Source organism: Lentzea californiensis, assembly GCF_024648825.1.
Taxonomy (GTDB): Bacteria; Actinomycetota; Actinomycetes; order Mycobacteriales; family Pseudonocardiaceae; genus Lentzea; species Lentzea californiensis.
Window position 1 is genome coordinate 722,677 of record NZ_JANBBE010000001.1, and the last position, 15,039, is coordinate 737,715.

18 protein-coding genes are annotated in these 15,039 nt (G+C 68.7%); 12 read left to right on the forward strand and 6 right to left on the reverse strand.

The genetic code is table 11. The features are described 5' to 3' along the window. Window positions 1-110: 110 nt before the first annotated feature. Window positions 111-1,232: a hypothetical protein gene (locus LX88_RS03880; protein ID WP_258946457.1), complete on the forward strand. Its 1,122-nt coding sequence runs from the start codon at window positions 111-113 to the stop codon at window positions 1,230-1,232. Here LX88_RS03880 and LX88_RS03885 read toward each other — a convergent pair. Then, a complete protein-coding gene (locus tag LX88_RS03885) occupies window positions 1,203-1,583 on the reverse strand; it encodes a winged helix-turn-helix transcriptional regulator (RefSeq protein WP_258946458.1) in 381 nt (126 codons plus the stop codon). The genes LX88_RS03880 and LX88_RS03885 overlap by 30 nt on opposite strands. A gap of 84 nt (window positions 1,584-1,667) precedes the next feature. Between LX88_RS03885 and LX88_RS03890 the strand changes: the two genes are divergently transcribed. After that, the gene (locus LX88_RS03890; RefSeq protein WP_258946459.1) at window positions 1,668-2,501 is read left to right on the forward strand and encodes an SDR family oxidoreductase; all 834 of its coding nucleotides are present in this window, start codon (window positions 1,668-1,670) and stop codon (window positions 2,499-2,501) included. 69 nt (window positions 2,502-2,570) lie between these two features. Here LX88_RS03890 and fbaA read toward each other — a convergent pair whose 3' ends face one another. Then, the gene (gene fbaA, locus LX88_RS03895; protein ID WP_090066172.1) at window positions 2,571-3,605 is read right to left on the reverse strand and encodes a class II fructose-bisphosphate aldolase; all 1,035 of its coding nucleotides are present in this window, start codon (window positions 3,603-3,605) and stop codon (window positions 2,571-2,573) included. A gap of 157 nt (window positions 3,606-3,762) precedes the next feature. Between fbaA and LX88_RS03900 the strand changes: the two genes are divergently transcribed. Next, a complete protein-coding gene (locus LX88_RS03900; protein ID WP_258946460.1) occupies window positions 3,763-4,047 on the forward strand; it encodes a DUF427 domain-containing protein in 285 nt (94 codons plus the stop codon). Here the strand turns inward: LX88_RS03900 and LX88_RS03905 are convergent. After that, the gene (locus LX88_RS03905) at window positions 4,037-4,819 is read right to left on the reverse strand and encodes a TIGR03620 family F420-dependent LLM class oxidoreductase (RefSeq protein ID WP_258946461.1); all 783 of its coding nucleotides are present in this window, start codon (window positions 4,817-4,819) and stop codon (window positions 4,037-4,039) included. The two genes, LX88_RS03900 and LX88_RS03905, sit on opposite strands and share 11 nt — an antisense overlap. Window positions 4,820-4,856: 37 nt before the next feature. Here LX88_RS03905 and LX88_RS03910 point away from each other — a divergent pair, with 37 nt between their 5' ends. Both LX88_RS03910 and LX88_RS03915 read left to right on the forward strand, forming a co-directional pair. Further along, window positions 4,857-5,783 carry an aldo/keto reductase gene (locus tag LX88_RS03910; protein ID WP_258946462.1) on the forward strand — a complete coding sequence of 309 codons (927 nt, stop codon included), beginning with the start codon at window positions 4,857-4,859 and terminating at the stop codon, window positions 5,781-5,783. Between the two features lie 45 nt (window positions 5,784-5,828). After that, window positions 5,829-6,680 (forward strand): SDR family oxidoreductase, encoded by an 852-nt coding sequence (locus LX88_RS03915; RefSeq protein ID WP_090066176.1) that lies wholly within the window; start codon window positions 5,829-5,831, stop codon window positions 6,678-6,680. Between the two features lie 44 nt (window positions 6,681-6,724). Here the strand turns inward: LX88_RS03915 and LX88_RS03920 are convergent, their stop codons facing one another. Next, window positions 6,725-7,003 carry a YciI family protein gene (locus tag LX88_RS03920; protein ID WP_258946463.1) on the reverse strand — a complete coding sequence of 93 codons (279 nt, stop codon included), beginning with the start codon at window positions 7,001-7,003 and terminating at the stop codon, window positions 6,725-6,727. Between the two features lie 40 nt (window positions 7,004-7,043). Between LX88_RS03920 and LX88_RS03925 the strand changes: the two genes are divergently transcribed. The 6 genes from LX88_RS03925 to LX88_RS03950 all read left to right on the forward strand — a co-directional run bounded on the left by LX88_RS03925 (window position 7,044) and on the right by LX88_RS03950 (window position 12,389). Continuing rightward, the gene (locus LX88_RS03925) at window positions 7,044-7,607 is read left to right on the forward strand and encodes a SigE family RNA polymerase sigma factor (RefSeq protein WP_030477748.1); all 564 of its coding nucleotides are present in this window, start codon (window positions 7,044-7,046) and stop codon (window positions 7,605-7,607) included. Window positions 7,608-7,748: 141 nt separating this feature from the next. Continuing rightward, window positions 7,749-8,657, forward strand: coding sequence for an ROK family protein (locus LX88_RS03930; RefSeq protein ID WP_258946464.1), 909 nt, complete (start codon window positions 7,749-7,751; stop codon window positions 8,655-8,657). Next, window positions 8,657-9,808, forward strand: coding sequence for an N-acetylglucosamine-6-phosphate deacetylase (gene nagA, locus LX88_RS03935; RefSeq protein ID WP_090066179.1), 1,152 nt, complete (start codon window positions 8,657-8,659; stop codon window positions 9,806-9,808). Before LX88_RS03930 ends, nagA begins: the two co-directional genes overlap by 1 nt. A gap of 4 nt (window positions 9,809-9,812) precedes the next feature. Further along, on the forward strand, window positions 9,813-10,007 hold the full coding sequence (locus LX88_RS03940; RefSeq protein ID WP_258946465.1) for a hypothetical protein: 195 nt from the start codon (window positions 9,813-9,815) through the stop codon (window positions 10,005-10,007). 17 nt (window positions 10,008-10,024) lie between these two features. Continuing rightward, window positions 10,025-10,747 carry a DedA family protein gene (locus tag LX88_RS03945; protein ID WP_258946466.1) on the forward strand — a complete coding sequence of 241 codons (723 nt, stop codon included), beginning with the start codon at window positions 10,025-10,027 and terminating at the stop codon, window positions 10,745-10,747. A 214-nt stretch (window positions 10,748-10,961) separates the two neighbouring features. Beyond that, the gene (locus LX88_RS03950) at window positions 10,962-12,389 is read left to right on the forward strand and encodes an amidohydrolase family protein (protein WP_258946467.1); all 1,428 of its coding nucleotides are present in this window, start codon (window positions 10,962-10,964) and stop codon (window positions 12,387-12,389) included. Here LX88_RS03950 and LX88_RS03955 read toward each other — a convergent pair. Continuing rightward, a complete protein-coding gene (locus LX88_RS03955) occupies window positions 12,386-13,756 on the reverse strand; it encodes an FAD-binding oxidoreductase (RefSeq protein WP_258946468.1) in 1,371 nt (456 codons plus the stop codon). The two genes, LX88_RS03950 and LX88_RS03955, sit on opposite strands and share 4 nt — an antisense overlap. Before the next feature lie 155 nt (window positions 13,757-13,911). On the opposite strand from LX88_RS03955, the gene LX88_RS03960 reads away from it, so the two are divergent. After that, window positions 13,912-14,580: a DedA family protein gene (locus tag LX88_RS03960; RefSeq protein ID WP_258946469.1), complete on the forward strand. Its 669-nt coding sequence runs from the start codon at window positions 13,912-13,914 to the stop codon at window positions 14,578-14,580. Window positions 14,581-14,584: 4 nt separating this feature from the next. Here the strand turns inward: LX88_RS03960 and LX88_RS03965 are convergent, their stop codons facing one another. Further along, window positions 14,585-15,004, reverse strand: a complete 420-nt coding sequence (locus LX88_RS03965; protein ID WP_258946470.1) for a peptidase inhibitor family I36 protein — start codon at window positions 15,002-15,004, stop codon at window positions 14,585-14,587. Between the last annotated feature and the right edge of the window lie 35 nt (window positions 15,005-15,039).

The window sequence follows — 15,039 nt, forward strand, 5'->3', positions numbered from 1 at the left end:
AGAGTTCAACTTCGTTCACCCCATCGAGCACACGAATTGGAAACATCAGGGTAAAACCAGGGCCGTTCGACCTACCTGGACACCACCGGTCAGCTCATGATGTTCGGATGATGCAGGGGGCAAGACAGTTCAGGGACCAGTACTGGGAGCGGGGCGCGCCCGGCAGGGAGACACCGGCGGCGCTCACGAAGCAGCTCTACCAGCTGTGGCTCGTCGGTCTCCTGCTCAAGTTGATCGGGTCGTCGTGGGACGTCTCGTGGCACTTCAAGTGGCTGCGTGACGACCTCGCGCCGCCGCACCTGATCAACACGGTCGGCACGGTCATCGTGGTCGGGCTGACGTTGTTCCACACGTTCACCGGGTACGGCGGCGACAAGCCGACCATCCGGTTGATGCAGGCCGGGTCGGGGATCTTCCTCATCGCCCTGCCGATCGACATCATCAACCACCGGGTCAACGGGCTCGACATCACGAGCTGGAGCGGGTCGCACGCGCTGTTGTACCTGGGTACGGCGGTGATGCTGGCCGGCGCGATCCGCGGGTGGATCAAGTTCTACCCCGAAGGCAAGTACAGGACGTTCGGGCTCGTGGCGCTGTGGTTCTTCTTCCTGGAGAACGTCTGGTTCCCCAACCAGCACCAGGAGTACGGCGTGCGCGCGTTGCAGGCCTACGACGACGGCAAGGCCGAGGCCGAGCCGATCCTGCTGCAGTTCGCCGCGGACCAGCTCGGCGTGCCGGTCGGCAGGGAGGCGGTCGTGCACTTCGCGCTGCCGATCGCGGACTGGGTCTACCCGGTGTGGGGCCTGGTCGCCGCGGCGCTCGTGCTGGTCATCGCCCGCAGGACGATCGGACGGCGGTGGGCCGCCACGGCGGTCGCGGCCGGGTACGTCGCGTACCGGTGCCTGATCTGGCCGTTGCTCGCGGGCATCGACTTCCCGAAGTCCGCGGTGCCGCTGTTCCTGATCCTGGTCGCGCTGGCCATCGACGCGGCGCACGCGGTGGAGATGCCGACCCCGGCTGCCGCGGTGCTCGGCTCGGCGGCCGTCACGACGGTCGGCTACGTCGGCATCTGGTTCCAGCAGGAGTACCTGTGGGGGCCGCCCATCTCGTTCTCGTCGGCGGCGGTCACGGCCGTGCTGCTGGCGGTGTTGTGGACGGTCGGGGACATGGTGGCCCACCGGCCGAGGACGCAGCTGTTCGCGTCAGGGGCGAAGCTCGGCCAGCTCCGCTGACAGCCGGCTGGTGATCCGGCCGAACAGGTCGGCCAGCGGCTCGCCGACGTCCCGCCCGAACTCGGTCAACCCGTAGGTGACCTGGGGCGGGGTCGTCGGCTCCACCCTGCGCCAGATCAGGCCGTCCTCGACGAGCCCGCGCAGGGTCTGGGACAGCATCTTCTCGCTGATGCCGCGGATGCTCTCGCGCAGCTCGAAGAACCTGAGGTCGTTGGTCTGCAGGGAGATCAGCACCCAGATTCCCCACCGGCTGGTCACGTGGCCGACCATCTCGCGCGCGGGGCAGTCGGTGTGAAACACCTCATACCGCTCCGTCGCCCCGGACCGCGTGAACTGAGTTCCGACCACCATGTCCGGAGCTTACCTCCAGGTACGTCCTTACGAAATGTAAGCCCGGTTCCTAACGTCGTGCCCACATCGACGAAGGAGCTGGAAATGATCGTGGTGACCGGGGCGACCGGAAACATCGGCAAGCCGTTGACTCGGGCGCTGGCCGAGGCGGGCGAGCAGGTGACGGCGGTGTCGCGGCACGCGGCGGAGGTGCCGGACGGCGCGCGGCACGTGGTGGCGGACCTCGCCCGTCCCGACACCCTCCCGCTGGCCGGCGCGAAGGCGTTGTTCCTGCTGCTCTCCGGCGACCTGCACGCCGCCGGGGCCGACCCGGCGGACGTCGTCGGGCAGGCGGTCGCGGCAGGGGTTCGACGCGTCGTGCTGCTGTCCACGCTCGGGGTGAAGACCAGGCCGTTCGGCGCCACGCGCATCGCGATGAGCGCGCTGGAGGACGTGGTGCGGGAGTCCGGGGCGGACTGGTCGATCCTGCGGCCGGGCGGTTTCGCGTCCAACGCCCTGTGGTGGGCCGAGTCCGTGCGGGCGAACCGGGTGGTCGCCGCGCCGTTCGGCGACACCGGGGTGCCGATCCTGGACCCCGCCGACATCGCGGAGGTCGCGGCCGCCTGTCTCACGGACGACCGGCACAACGGCGGCGTCTACGAACTGACCGGCCCTGAGGTGATCACGCCTCGCGAGCAGGCCGCGGCCATCGCGGCGGCACTGGGCGAACCGGTGCGGTTCCACGAGCTCACCCGCGCCGAGGCCAAGGCCGGCATGGAACAGCTGATGCCGGGCGAGCTCGCCGACGACACCCTGGACATCCTCAGCTCGCCGACCCCGGACGAGCTGAGCGTCAGCCCGGACGTCCAGGCGGTCCTGGGACGCGCCCCGCGGTCGTTCGCCGACTGGGCCGCGCGCAACGTCGACGCGTTCCGCTAGGCCGCGAAACGCACGCGGGGACCTTTCGTACTCTCCGAGAGTACGAAAGGTCCCCGCGTGCGGTCAGAGTCAGCCCGCGATCATGCGGCCCGACGACTTGAGGTGCTCGCACGCCGAGGCGATGCGGGCGGCCATGGCCTGCTCAGCGGCCTTGAGGTAGCTGCGCGGGTCGTAGGCCTTCTTGTTGCCGACCTCGCCGTCGATCTTCAGCACGCCGTCGTAGTTCGCGAACATGTGCGCCGCGATCGGACGGGTGAACGCGTACTGCGTGTCCGTGTCGATGTTCATCTTGATGACGCCGTACGACACGGCCTCGTGGATCTCCTCGAGCAGCGAGCCGGAGCCGCCGTGGAAGACCAGGTCGAACGGCTTCGAGCCGGCCGCGAGGCCGAGCTTCTCCGCCACGACGTCCTGGCCCTGCTTGAGGATCTCCGGGCGCAGCTTCACGTTGCCCGGCTTGTAGACGCCGTGCACGTTGCCGAAGGTCGCGGCGAGCAGGTAGCGACCCTTCTCACCGGCGCCGAGCGCCTCGACGGTCTTCAGGTAGTCCTCGGCCGTCGTGTAGAGCTTGTCGTTGATCTCGTTGTCGACGCCGTCCTCCTCGCCACCGACGACGCCGACCTCGATCTCGAGGACGAGCTTCGCCTTGGCGGAGAGGTCGAGCAGCTCGCTCGCGATCTGGAGGTTCTCGTCCAGCGCGACGGCGGAGCCGTCCCACATGTGCGACTGGAAGAGCGGGTTGCCGCCCTTGTCCACCCGCTCCTGGCTGATCGCGATCAGCGGACGCACGTACCCGTCGAGCTTGTCCTTCGGGCAGTGGTCGGTGTGCAGCGCGATGTTCACCGGGTACTTGGCGGCGACCACGTGCGCGAACTCCGCGAGCGCCACGGCGCCGGTCACCATGTCCTTGACCTTGGTACCCGAGGCGAACTCGGCTCCACCGGTCGAGAACTGGATGATGCCGTCGCTCTCAGCCTCGGCGAAGCCGCGCAGAGCCGCGTTGAGCGTCTCCGACGACGTGACGTTGATGGCGGGGTAGGCGAACTCGTTCGCCTTGGCCCGGTCCAGCATCTCCGCGTAGACCTCGGGAGTTGCGATGGGCATCGGTGGTCCTCCTCAGGCGCCCTGAACGGGTGTCAGCTCGCATCCTACGAGGCAGTGTCACGGGGCCGGCGCGGTGGCCGCCATCACAGAGTGATCGATCAAGTAGCAGCTGACCAGCCGCTCCGCGCTACCCGCCGGTAGGGGGATAGTGGATGACATGGCAACCGCACAGTGGAACGGCAAGATCATCGCTTCGAGCGACGACACCGTCGTGGTCGAAGGCAACCACTACTTCCCGCTGGAGTCCGTCGATCCGGCCGTGTTGAAGCCGACCGGCCACACCTCCCACTGCCCGTGGAAGGGCGACGCGAACTACTACTCGTTGCAGGTGGACGGCGCCGAGAACACCAACGCGGCCTGGTACTACGCCGAGCCGAAGGAAGCGGCGAAGCAGATCAAGGGCCACGTGGCGTTCTGGAAGGGCGTCGAGATCAGCGCCTGAGCCCGAGGGCCCCGGCCAGTTCCGCGTAGTGGCCGTTCAGCGACTGGACGGCCACGTGGTCGGCGCCCGCGTCGACGTGCGCCTGCAGCTTCGCGGCCACCTGGTCCGGGCTGCCGTGCGCCACCAGGGCGTCCAGCAGGCGGTCCGATCCCTGGACGTCCTCCTCGGAGAACCCGTACCGCCGCCAGTTCTTCACGTAGTTGGTGAGCGTGAAGTAGACCGCCAGCTGCTCCCGCGCGATGGCCCGCGCGGCCACCGGGTCCTCCTCCACGACCACGGTCACCTCCGGCGCGAGGAGCTTGTCGCCGACCGCCTTCCGCGCTTCCGCCGTGTGCTCGACCGGCACGAGGTACGGGTGGGCGCCCGCGGTCCGGTCGGCGGCGAGCTTCAGCACCTTCGGGCCGAGCGCGGCGAGCACCAGCCGGTCGGCCGGCACGTCGAGCCGGTCGAGGTAGGACACGAGCTTGTCGTAGGGCTTGTCGTAGGCCTGGTCGAGCTGCCGGTGGCCCGCGCCGACGCCGAGCAGGAACCGGTCGCTCGCGAGCCGGTGGAACTCGGCGGAGATCGCCTCGGGCTCGGTCTGCCAGACGTTGGTGATGCCGGTGGCGATCGTCATCGACGTGGTGGCGGCCAGCGCCTGCTCCACCAGGGCGATGTCCGGTGAGGCGCCGATCCAGAAGGCGCCGTAGCCGAGTGCTTCGAGCTCCGCGATCTCGCCGATCTTCCCGGACCACTCGTAGTGCGAACCCCAGACCCCGAACGTTCCCAGCATCCGAACCCCAATCCTCGTGGCGGACTACCTTCGCAGTATGCCGATCTTGAGCACCACAGACCTGGACGTGTCCCGCCTCTGCCTGGGCGGCAACGTGTTCGGCTGGACCGCTGACGAGGACCAGTCGTTCGCAGTGCTCGACGCCTACACGGCGGCGGGCGGGAACTTCCTCGACACCGCCGACGTGTACTCGGCCTGGGCCGACGGCAACTCCGGCGGCGAGTCGGAGACGATCATCGGCCGGTGGCTGGCCGGGCGCGGCGACCGCGACCAGGTCGTGGTGGCCACCAAGGTCGGCATGCTCGCCGGGTTCGGCAACCAGAAGCGCGACACCGTGCTGACCGCCGCCGAACGCTCGTTGAAGCGGCTCGGCGTCGACCACATCGACCTCTACTACAACCACCTCGACGACCCGAACACGCCGCTGGAGGAGACGCTGGCCGCCTACGACCAGCTCGTCCGCGACGGCAAGGTCCGCTACCTCGCGGCGTCCAACTTCTCCGCCGAACGGCTGGCGCTGGCGCTGGAGGTCCAGGAGCGCGAGGGCTTCGCGAAGTTCGTGGCGCTGCAGCCCGAGTACAACCTGGTGAGCCGCGACGAGTTCGAGGGCGACCTGCAGGACACCGTCGCGAAGCACGGCCTGGCGACCGTGCCGTACTGGTCGCTCGCCAAGGGCTTCCTGACCGGCAAGTACCGGCCGGGCGTCGAGGTCGAGAGCGCACGGGCGGGCGCGGCCTCGAAGTACCTCGACGAGCACGGTCTGCAGGTGCTCGAAGTGCTCGACGAGCTGGCCGAGACGCACGCGACGACGGTCGCGGCGGTCGCCCTGGCGTGGCTCGCCCAGCAGCCGACGGTGGCCGCGCCGCTCGCGTCCGCCCGCACGTTGGAGCAGCTCAGCGACCTGCTCCCGGTGCTGACCCTGGAGCTCACCCAGGCCGAGGTCGATCGCCTCCGCGCAATTTAACTTGCCAGTAGCTTACCGGGAGTAGGTTGAGTTACCGTGACGAGCATGGACGTCACGGGCAAGGTGGTACTGATCACCGGCGCGGCCAGGGGCATCGGCGCCGAGGTGGCGAGGCAACTGGCCGGGCGCGGAGCACGTCTCGCGCTCGTCGGGCTGGAGAAAGCCCAGCTCGAAGAGGTCGCGCGGGAGACCGGCGGCAAGGCGTGGGAAGCCGATGTCACCGACTGGGACGTGCTCGACCGCGTCATGAACGAGGTCGCGGCTCACTTCGGCGGCATCGACGTCGTGGTGGCGAACGCGGGCATCGCGGCCACCGGGTTCGTGCGCTCGATGGACCCGAAGGCGTTCGAGCGCGTCATCGAGGTCAACCTGCTCGGTGTCTGGCGCACGGTCCGCACGGCGCTGCCGCACCTGATCAAGAGCCGCGGCTACTGCCTGGTCGTCTCGTCGCTCGCCGCGATCGTCCACATCCCCGGCAACGCGGCCTACTCGGCGGCGAAGGCGGGCTGCGAGGCGTTCGCGGACAGCCTGCGGGCCGAGGTCAGGCACCTGGGCGTGGACGTCGGCACCGCGTACTTCTCGTGGATCTCCACGGACATGGTCAACAGCGCCGACGAGCACCCGGTCTTCGGCAAGCTGCGCCAGGGCATGCCGGGGCTCGCGAGCAAGAAGTACCCCGTGCGCAACGTCGGCAGGGCCGTGGTCAAGGGCATCGAAAAGCGGTCGAAGGCGGTCCACGTCCCTGGCTGGGTCGGCGCTCTGAAGTACTTCCGCGCGTTCACGCCGGTGGTCGTGGACCGCCAGGCGGTCGCGGAGGTGGCCGACGCCGACCGGCAGATGGCCGCGAGCGACACGTCAGGCCTGGTCGGGCCGGGTGGGCAGGCTGCCAGTCGTTGATCGCGAGTTCGTGCCGGCCGGACGACCGGCACGAACTCGCCATGTCACGCGATCCAGGGGCCCATCAGCGGGTTCCACTCGCGGATCGTCCACTCCGCGACGTTCGCGGGCGTGTACGGGTCGGCGGCGATGATCTCCTTCAGCGAGGCTTCGTCCGCGGCCTCGTAGATGATCAACGCGCCGGCGTCGTCCGCGTATGGACCTGACGCGAGGATCACGCCCTTCTCGGCGAGGGAGGCGATGTACTCGCGGTGCTCGGGGCGCACCGCGAGGCGCTTCTCGCGATCGGGACCGAACACCAATTCGACTGCAAAGCGGGCCATGCCTCCACCGTAGTGAAGCTGACCGGTACCGTCCTACCTTGTGGTTGGCGAAGAAACACCGCGCACCGTGCAGGACACCCTGACCAACCTGCGAATCAAGGACGGCGTCGCAGGACCTCCCACAGGGCCCCTCACGCTCGAAGACCTGTACAAGCAGCACCGCATGCGCCTGGTCAGGCTCGCGCTGCTGCTGGTCGACGAGCCGTCGACGGCCGAGGACGTGGTCCAGGAGGCCTTCACCGGCCTGCACCGCAACTGGAAGGGTCTGCGCGACTCCCAGGCGGCGGTCGGATACCTCCGCACGGCCGTGGTCAACGGCTCCCGCAGCGTGCTGCGCCGGCGCAAGACGGCCCGCGACTACACGCCGCCGCACGTGGCGAACGCACGTTCGGCCGAGTCGCTCGCGATGCTGACCGCGGAGCACCAGGCCGTGGTCAAGGCGTTGCAGCAGCTCCCGCCGCGCCAGCGCGAGGTGCTCGTGCTGCGGTACTACGGCGACCTGTCCGAGGCGGAGATCGCCGAAGCCACGGGCATCTCGAAGGGCACCGTGAAGTCGACGGCTTCCCGTGCGCTGGACGCCCTCCAGAAGATCATGGCGGGCTGAGCCCACCAGGCAACAAACTTCACCGTTTCCCCAGCTGAGACCGCTTTGCCCGATGTGGGCGGTTTCAGCCAGTAAGACCACGCGCCCAAATCGGTACTTGGTATAGACCAATAGGCCTTCCATGCCGCAGGATCAGTTCCCGTGGCACGCAGACACGTGGTCGCCGTTGACATCGGTGGCACCGAAACCAAGGCGGCGCTCGTCGCCGGTACGTCCGAGTCGGTGGCGGCGGAGAAGCACGCGCGCCGGGCGACTCCCGGTGAGCTGGCGCCCCTCCTCGACGTCATCGCCGAACTCGTCGACGAGCTCGGCAACGCCTCCGAGCACGAGATCGACGCCGTGGGGATCGTGGCGCCGGGCATCGTGGACGAGGCCAACGGCATCGGCGTGTACACGACGAACCTGCCGTGGAGCCAGTTCCCGTTCAGCGCGGTCATGACCGAACGGCTCGGCGTCCCCGTCGCGTTCGGCCACGACGTGCGCGCCGCGGGCCTGGCCGAATGCCGCATGGGTGCCGCCAGGGACCTGCGCAACGCGGTGATCATGCCGATCGGCACCGGGATCGCCGGCGCGCTGCTGCTCGACGGCAGGATCTACAGCGGCGAGGGCTTCGCCGGTGAGATCGGACATGTCGACGTCGGCCATGGCGTGCCGTGCGCCTGTGGCCAGATCGGCTGCGTGGAGACGGTGGCGTCCTCCGCGGCGATCGCCCGCCGGTACACCGCACGTACCGGCACCCCCGTCAAGGGAGCCGCTGAGGTCGCACTCAGGGTGAGGGACGGGGAACAGGACGCCGTCGCCGTGTGGCACGAGGCCGTGGACGCGCTCGCCAGGGGGATCCTGGTGCTGGCGACGCTGCTCGGTCCGGAGGCCGTTGTGCTCGGCGGTGGGCTCGCACTGGCAGGAGACCTGCTGGTGGATCCCTTGCGGGAAAGGCTGGACGGCCTGATCGCCTTCCAGCGCCGACCGGAGCTTCGGCTCGCGGCGCTCGGCGACGAGGCAGGCTTCCTCGGCGCGGCGCTGCTGGCCATCGACACGCTGGAGGCGTGATGAGCACGTGGGGTGGACCAGTTGACGTGATCCTGACCGGTGGTCGGGTCGTCACGCCTGGTGGAGTGCTCGAGAACGGGTGGGTGAGCGTCCGAGACGGCAGGATCGCCGCGGTCGGTGAGGGTGTGGCACCCGACGGCCCGGTGAACGACGTCAGCGGTTGCACGATCGTGCCCGGGTTCGTGGACATCCACTGCCACGGCGGTGGCGGTGACGCGTTCACCAGCCCCGATCCGGCGAAGGTCCGCAGGGCCGCGTCGGCGCATCGCAAGCACGGCACCACGACGTTGCTGGCCTCGCTGGTCTCACGTCCGGTGCCGGAACTGGCCGACCAGGTGTCCGCGCTGGCCGAGCTGACCCAGGAGGGCGTGGTCGCGGGCATCCACCTGGAGGGCCCGTTCCTGTCCGCCGCCCGCTGCGGCGCGCACGACCCGGCGATCCTGTGCCCGCCGGAGCAGACCTCGGTGACGAAGCTGCTCGACGCGGGCAAGGGCACCGTCCGCATGATCACGATCGCGCCCGAGCTGGAGGGCGCGGTCCAGGCCGTGCGCCAGCTCGTGGACAACAACGTCCTCGCCGCCATCGGCCATACCGACGCGACCGAGGCGCAGGTCAGGCCCGCCGTCGACGCCGGCGCCTCGGTGGCGACGCACCTGTTCAACGGCATGCGCCCGCTGCACCACCGCGAGCCCGGCCCGATCGGCGCGCTGCTGGACGACGACCGCGTGACCGTCGAGCTCATCTGCGACCTGGTGCACCTGCACCCGACCGCGGTCCGCCTCGCCGCACGGCACGCGGGCCGCAAGCGCACGATCCTGATCACCGACGCCATCGCGGCCGCCGGTGTCGGTGACGGCGTGTACGACGTCGGCGGCCTCGAGGTGCGCGTCGTCGACGGGGTGCCGACGCTGGCCGGCGGCGCCGCGCTGGCCGGCAGCACGCTCACCATGGACGTGGCGTTCCGCAACGCCGTCAACTCGTGCGGGCTGACGCTCATGGAGGCCGTGTACGCGACGTCGACCCGTGGCGCCGAGCTCCTCGGCCTCGACACAGGAAAGCTTCAGCCGGGTTGTGCGGCGGACATCGTCGTCCTGGATGCAGAATTGAAGCCGAGGGACGTGATGGTCAGGGGCGAGTGGGTCAAGGACTAGGTGCATGGCGGACGATCCGGAACGACTGGTGACCGACGCGTTGCGAGCGCAGGCGACCAGCACGAATGCCGGATTTGTCGCGCATGCCCCAATCACTGACGAACCCCGCTCGCCGATGCCGGTGTGGTGGATCCTGGGTCTCGCGTTGTTGTTGGGCCTGGCAGCGGGCGCGGTGGCCGCAGTGATCACCCTGAGCTGACCTGTACCGTTGTCGCCGTGACGATTGCATTGGGCCCTGACTGGCTGGACCCGGTAAACCTGCTGAGCGGCTTCGGCCCGTACATGCTCATCGGGTTGTGCCTCATCATCTTCGCGGAGTGCGGGCTCCTCGTCGGTTTCTTCCTGCCCGGCGACTCGCTGCTGTTCACAGCGGGTCTCTTCGTCGCGGCGGGCACCATCGACACCCCGCTCTGGCTCGTCTGCGTGCTGCTGACGGTGTGCGCGTTCGTCGGCAACGTCGTCGGCTACTACATCGGCCAGAAGGCCGGTCCCGCGCTGTTCAGCAAGCCCGAGTCGAAGATCTTCAAGAAGGAGTACGTCGACAAGACGCAGGAGTTCTTCGACAAGTACGGCGCTCGCGCCATCGTCATGGCCAGGTTCGTGCCGATCGTCCGCACGTTCATCACGGCCATGGCCGGCGTCGGCAAGATGGACCCGAAGAAGTACTTCACGTACTCCGCGATCGGCGGCGTCGCGTGGGCCGCGGGCCTGACGGTCCTGGGCTACTTCCTCGGCCAGGTCTCCTTCATCAAGGAGAACCTCTCGGTCACGCTGCTCGCCATCGTCTTCCTGTCGATCGTGCCGATCATCATCGAGGTGATCAAGGCGCGCAAGGAGAAGAAGTCGCTCCTGCAGGAAGAGGCGGACGACATCACCCAGGTCATGCAGGCAACGCTGCAGGACGACTCGACGCAGATCATCCCCCGCGTGGAGCGCTGACCCGCCGGAAGACCGGACACCGCGAGGCCCGCCTGTTCCGACAGGCGGGCCTTTTGCTTGCTCGTGGCGCGACCCGGAACGTTGGCGAGGTGATCCACGCTCAGCAGGGCACCACGATGCACCCGTCTGACCGCGAATTCCCCCGGCAACGTTCCGGGCCACACCACTGAAACGATTTGAGTCTCACGCAACGTCAAGGTGTTGGTTGAACGGCATGACTGACACCACTCGACGTGAAGTGCTGGGATGGCTGGCCGGGCTCGGCGCGGCAGCGGGTGCGGGCCTGCTGCCGGGCCGGGCACAGGCATCGGTGGGCATCACGGCGTTGCGCGACGTGACGCTCATCGACTCGTCCGGCGTCCGGCGTGGCGCGACCATCGTGCTGGCGGACAACGAGGTTCTCGCCGTCGGCTCGTGCGACCTGCCGTTGCCGCGTGGTGCCACGGTGCTCGGCCTCGCCGGCAAGTTCGTCATCCCCGGTCTGTGGGACATGCACGTGCACGGCGCGTTCCTGGACCGGATCACGTTGCCGCTGTGCCTGGTCAACGGCGTGACGGGGATCCGTGAGATGTGGGGCTTCCCGCCGATCTACGAGCTGCGCGAACGGATCGAGCGCGGCGAGGTGTTCGGCCCCCGGCTGGTCGTCGGCAGCACGATCATCGACGGACCGCACTCGACGCTGCCCGGCGCGTTGATCGTCAGCACGCCGGAGGAGGGCCGGCAGGCCGTGCGGGACGCCAAGGGCGCGGACTTCGTGAAGGTCTACTCGTACCTGGACCGCCCGACGCTCGAGGCCATCGCCGACGAGTGTTCCCGGCAGTCCACCACGTTCGCCGGGCACTGCTCGAACCACGTGCCGCTGGGCGACGCGAGTGACCTGGGGCAGCGCACTTTCGAGCACATGTACGGCCTGCCGCTCGCCACCAGCACGCGGGAAACCCAGCTGCGCCAGGCGATCGCGGACCTGCCGCTCGACCCGGCGGACCCGTTCGCGTGGTTCAAGCAGGTGCTGGAGTTCGAACGGCAGGCAACTCTCTCGCACAGCCGCAGCAAGGCCCTGCGGCTGGCGAAGCGCTTGCAGCGCAACAACTCCGCGTTGTGCCCGACGATGGTCGCGATGCGGGTGTACGCGAGCCCCGCGGACCGGTTCGCGAACGACCCGCGGATGAAGTACATGCCGGCGTTCTACCGGGACCTGTGGCGCGACAGCCTGACGCGCTGGGTTCCGGTGACACCGCAGGAGATCCGGCAGCAGGCCGAGTTCTTCCGGCGCCGCCAGGAGCTGGTCGCCGAGATGCACGCGCACGGCGTCGAGATCCTGCTCGGCACGGACGCGGGCAACCCGTACTCGTTCTCCGGCTTCTCCGTGCACGACGAACTGGAGCTGCTGGTCGAGGCGGGCCTGTCACCGAAGGCGGCGTTGAAGGCCGGCACGCGGGGCGCCGCGATCAAGCCCGGCTCGGAGGCGAACCTCGTGGTGCTCGACGGCAATCCGGTCGAGGACATCCGCAACACGCAACGGATCCACACCGTGCTGACGCGGGGCCGGGTGCTCGGTCCGGACGCCCGGCGGCAGATGCTCGCCGAGGTGGAGAAGGCAGCTCAGGAGCCGTTTCCCACTGTTCAGCGGACGTGCTGCTAGAACATCGAGCCGGGGTTGAACAGGTTGTCCGGGTCCAGCGCGCGTTTGATCTCGCGGTGGACCCGGAGGCCGACCGGCCCGATCTCCTTCGCCAGCCACTCGCGCTTGATCTTGCCGATGCCGTGTTCGCCGGTCACCGTGCCGCCCAGTGCGAGCCCCACCGCGAGGATGTCGTCGAAAGCCTTCTGGGCGCGGGCGAACTGGTCGGCGTCGGCAGGGTCGTAGACGATCGTCGGGTGCATGTTGCCGTCGCCCGCGTGGCCGACGACGGCGATCTTGAGGTCGACCTCCCTGGAGATGTCCTCACAGCCCTGGATGAGCTCGGCGATGCGGGTGCGGGGCACGCACACGTCGTCCGTCAGCCACGAGCCGTAGATCTCCAGAGCGGTCAGCACGGCACGGCGCGCGGTCAGCAGGTCGCGGCCCTCGTTGACGTCGTGGGTCGCGTAGACGAGATCGGCCTCCAAGCAGATCTCCTCGATCTTCCGCAGTTCGTGCCGCGCCTGCTCGCCGCCCGCGTCGGTCTGGCAGATCAGCAACGCCGCACAGCCCGGACCGGCGCCCAGTTCGGTCTTCAGGTACTGCTCGACGGCCTCGATCGAGGTGCGGTCCATGATCTCCATCAGTGACGGCACCAAGCCCTCGCGGACGATCCGGCTGACCGCGGCACCCGCCGTGGCGGTACTGCCGAACGCGGCCACCAGCGTGGCCGGGGCCTGCGGCAGGGGCTTCAGCGCCAGTGTGGCCTTGGTGATCACGCCGAGCGTGCCCTCGGAACCGACGAAGAGCTTGGTGAGGTCGTAGCCCGCCACGCCCTTGACCGTGCGGCGGCCCGTTCGCAACACCTCGCCGTCGGCCAGCACGACCTCCAGGCCGAGCACGGAGTCGGTGGTCACGCCGTACTTCACGCAGCACAGGCCGCCGGCGTTGGTGGAGAGGTTGCCGCCGATCGTGCACCAGTCGTAGCTGCTCGGGTCCGGCGGGTAGAACAGGCCGTGCTTCTCCACGGCGCCACGTAGATCGAGGTTGATGACGCCGGGCTCGACGACGGCGAGGCGGTTGTCGGTGTCGATCTCGACGATCGCGTCCATCTTGGTCATGACCAGCACGACGCAGCCCTCGACGGCGTTCGCGGCACCGGACAGACCGCTGCCCGCGCCACGGGGAACGATCGGGACCCGGTGGCTCGCGCAGGCCCTCACCACGGCCTGGACCTGCTCGGTGTTCAGCGGGAACACCACCGCCAGCGGACTGCCGTGTGGCGCCAGCGGCATCATGTCGCGCTGGTAGCTCGCGGTGACGTCGGCGTCGGTCAAGACTCCGGAACCACCCACCGCGGCGCGGAGTTCAGCGAGCAAGCTCTCCATACGCCCACGCTAGCCCGATTCGCCTGGTTCACTCGAAGGTGATTCCAACGGAACGGAGTTCACGCAGTGACCCAGCGTGCTCAACCCAGACTTCGCCGATCCGTCGGCTCGAAGTCGCCGCGACGCCGCCACGGCACGACGTAGGCTGGCTCACCGTGGCGCATGCATTCGCCTCGCTGGAGACCGCGGGTCCGGTGGCCGTCTGGATCATCGTGCTGAGCTTCATCTTCGTCGAGTGCGCTTTCATCTTCGGACTCTTCCTGCCCGGTGACTCGCTGCTGTTCGCGGCCGGCGTGGTGCTGGCGACGCACAACAGCGAGTTGTCGGCGTGGCTGCTGTCCCTCGCGGCTCTCATCGTCGCCGTCGTCGGCAACCAGGTCGGGTACTTCATCGGCCGCGGCACCGGCACGCGCGTGCTCGCCCGCAAGGGCGGCAAGGTGCTGAACCGGCAGAACCTGAAACGCGCGGGCGACTTCCTCGACCGCCGCGGGTTCTGGGCCGTCGTCCTCGCGCGCTGGATCCCGTGGATCCGCACGCTGGCACCGATGATCGCGGGCGCGGCCAGGATGGACCTCAAGCGGTTCACACTGGCCACGACCATCGGTGCCATCGCCTGGGTGCCGACGCTGGTGCTGGCCGGCTACTACGGTGCGGGCATCCTGCAGCAGCTCCCGTGGCTCGAGACCGCGGCGATCGTCGTCAGCGTCGCGTTCTTCCTGGGCGGCACCGGCTGGGGCATCTGGCGCTACCGCCAGGAGATGGCGAAGCCGATCGACGAATCCAGTGACGACCTGGAGCACATCAGCCACCCGCGAACGCGCTGATCCGTCAGAGGAACAGGTGTGACGCGTTGTTCAAGAAGGTGATGCTGAGGCCGTGGCAGGACTCTGCGGGAATCGTGTCGTACGGCCCTTCATGGTAGCTGTTGAAGTACACGCGCACAGCGCGTGACCTGAGGTTGCACGCCTTCACCGCGTTGTTCTTGATGCACTCGCCATAGCCGGGCAAGCCCGGCGTTTTGAACTCGTAGCACGTCGGCTGCGTCTTGCCGTAGTTGTCGAGCGACGCCGCGAAGTCCGACAGTGAGGTAACGCTGCTGCCGCCGCCCCAGTACAGGCAGAACTCGTTGTTGTCGCACCTGCCGTCGCGCGCCGCGGCCGAGGCGGCGGGCGTGGCGACGGCCACGGCCACGGCGGCGAGTGCGCCGGCGACGACCGTCCTGGCGAGTTTCCTCGAGAAGTTGTTCATGTCGTTGATGGTTGCGAGAACGCAAGGACCTCAAC

Coding starts and splice junctions, on each gene's coding strand:
- fbaA (WP_090066172.1), bottom strand. CDS start 3,605: ATGCCCATCGCAACTCCCGAGGTCTACGCGGAGATGCTGGACCGGGCC.
- LX88_RS03910 (WP_258946462.1), top strand. CDS start 4,857: ATGCCGATCTTGAGCACCACAGACCTGGACGTGTCCCGCCTCTGCCTG.
- LX88_RS03955 (WP_258946468.1), bottom strand. CDS start 13,756: ATGGAGAGCTTGCTCGCTGAACTCCGCGCCGCGGTGGGTGGTTCCGGA.
- LX88_RS03880 (WP_258946457.1), top strand. CDS start 111: ATGCAGGGGGCAAGACAGTTCAGGGACCAGTACTGGGAGCGGGGCGCG.
- LX88_RS03905 (WP_258946461.1), bottom strand. CDS start 4,819: ATGCTGGGAACGTTCGGGGTCTGGGGTTCGCACTACGAGTGGTCCGGG.
- LX88_RS03965 (WP_258946470.1), bottom strand. CDS start 15,004: ATGAACAACTTCTCGAGGAAACTCGCCAGGACGGTCGTCGCCGGCGCA.
- nagA (WP_090066179.1), top strand. CDS start 8,657: ATGAGCACGTGGGGTGGACCAGTTGACGTGATCCTGACCGGTGGTCGG.
- LX88_RS03920 (WP_258946463.1), bottom strand. CDS start 7,003: ATGGCCCGCTTTGCAGTCGAATTGGTGTTCGGTCCCGATCGCGAGAAG.
- LX88_RS03940 (WP_258946465.1), top strand. CDS start 9,813: ATGGCGGACGATCCGGAACGACTGGTGACCGACGCGTTGCGAGCGCAG.
- LX88_RS03890 (WP_258946459.1), top strand. CDS start 1,668: ATGATCGTGGTGACCGGGGCGACCGGAAACATCGGCAAGCCGTTGACT.
- LX88_RS03885 (WP_258946458.1), bottom strand. CDS start 1,583: ATGGTGGTCGGAACTCAGTTCACGCGGTCCGGGGCGACGGAGCGGTAT.
- LX88_RS03915 (WP_090066176.1), top strand. CDS start 5,829: ATGGACGTCACGGGCAAGGTGGTACTGATCACCGGCGCGGCCAGGGGC.
- LX88_RS03950 (WP_258946467.1), top strand. CDS start 10,962: ATGACTGACACCACTCGACGTGAAGTGCTGGGATGGCTGGCCGGGCTC.
- LX88_RS03900 (WP_258946460.1), top strand. CDS start 3,763: ATGGCAACCGCACAGTGGAACGGCAAGATCATCGCTTCGAGCGACGAC.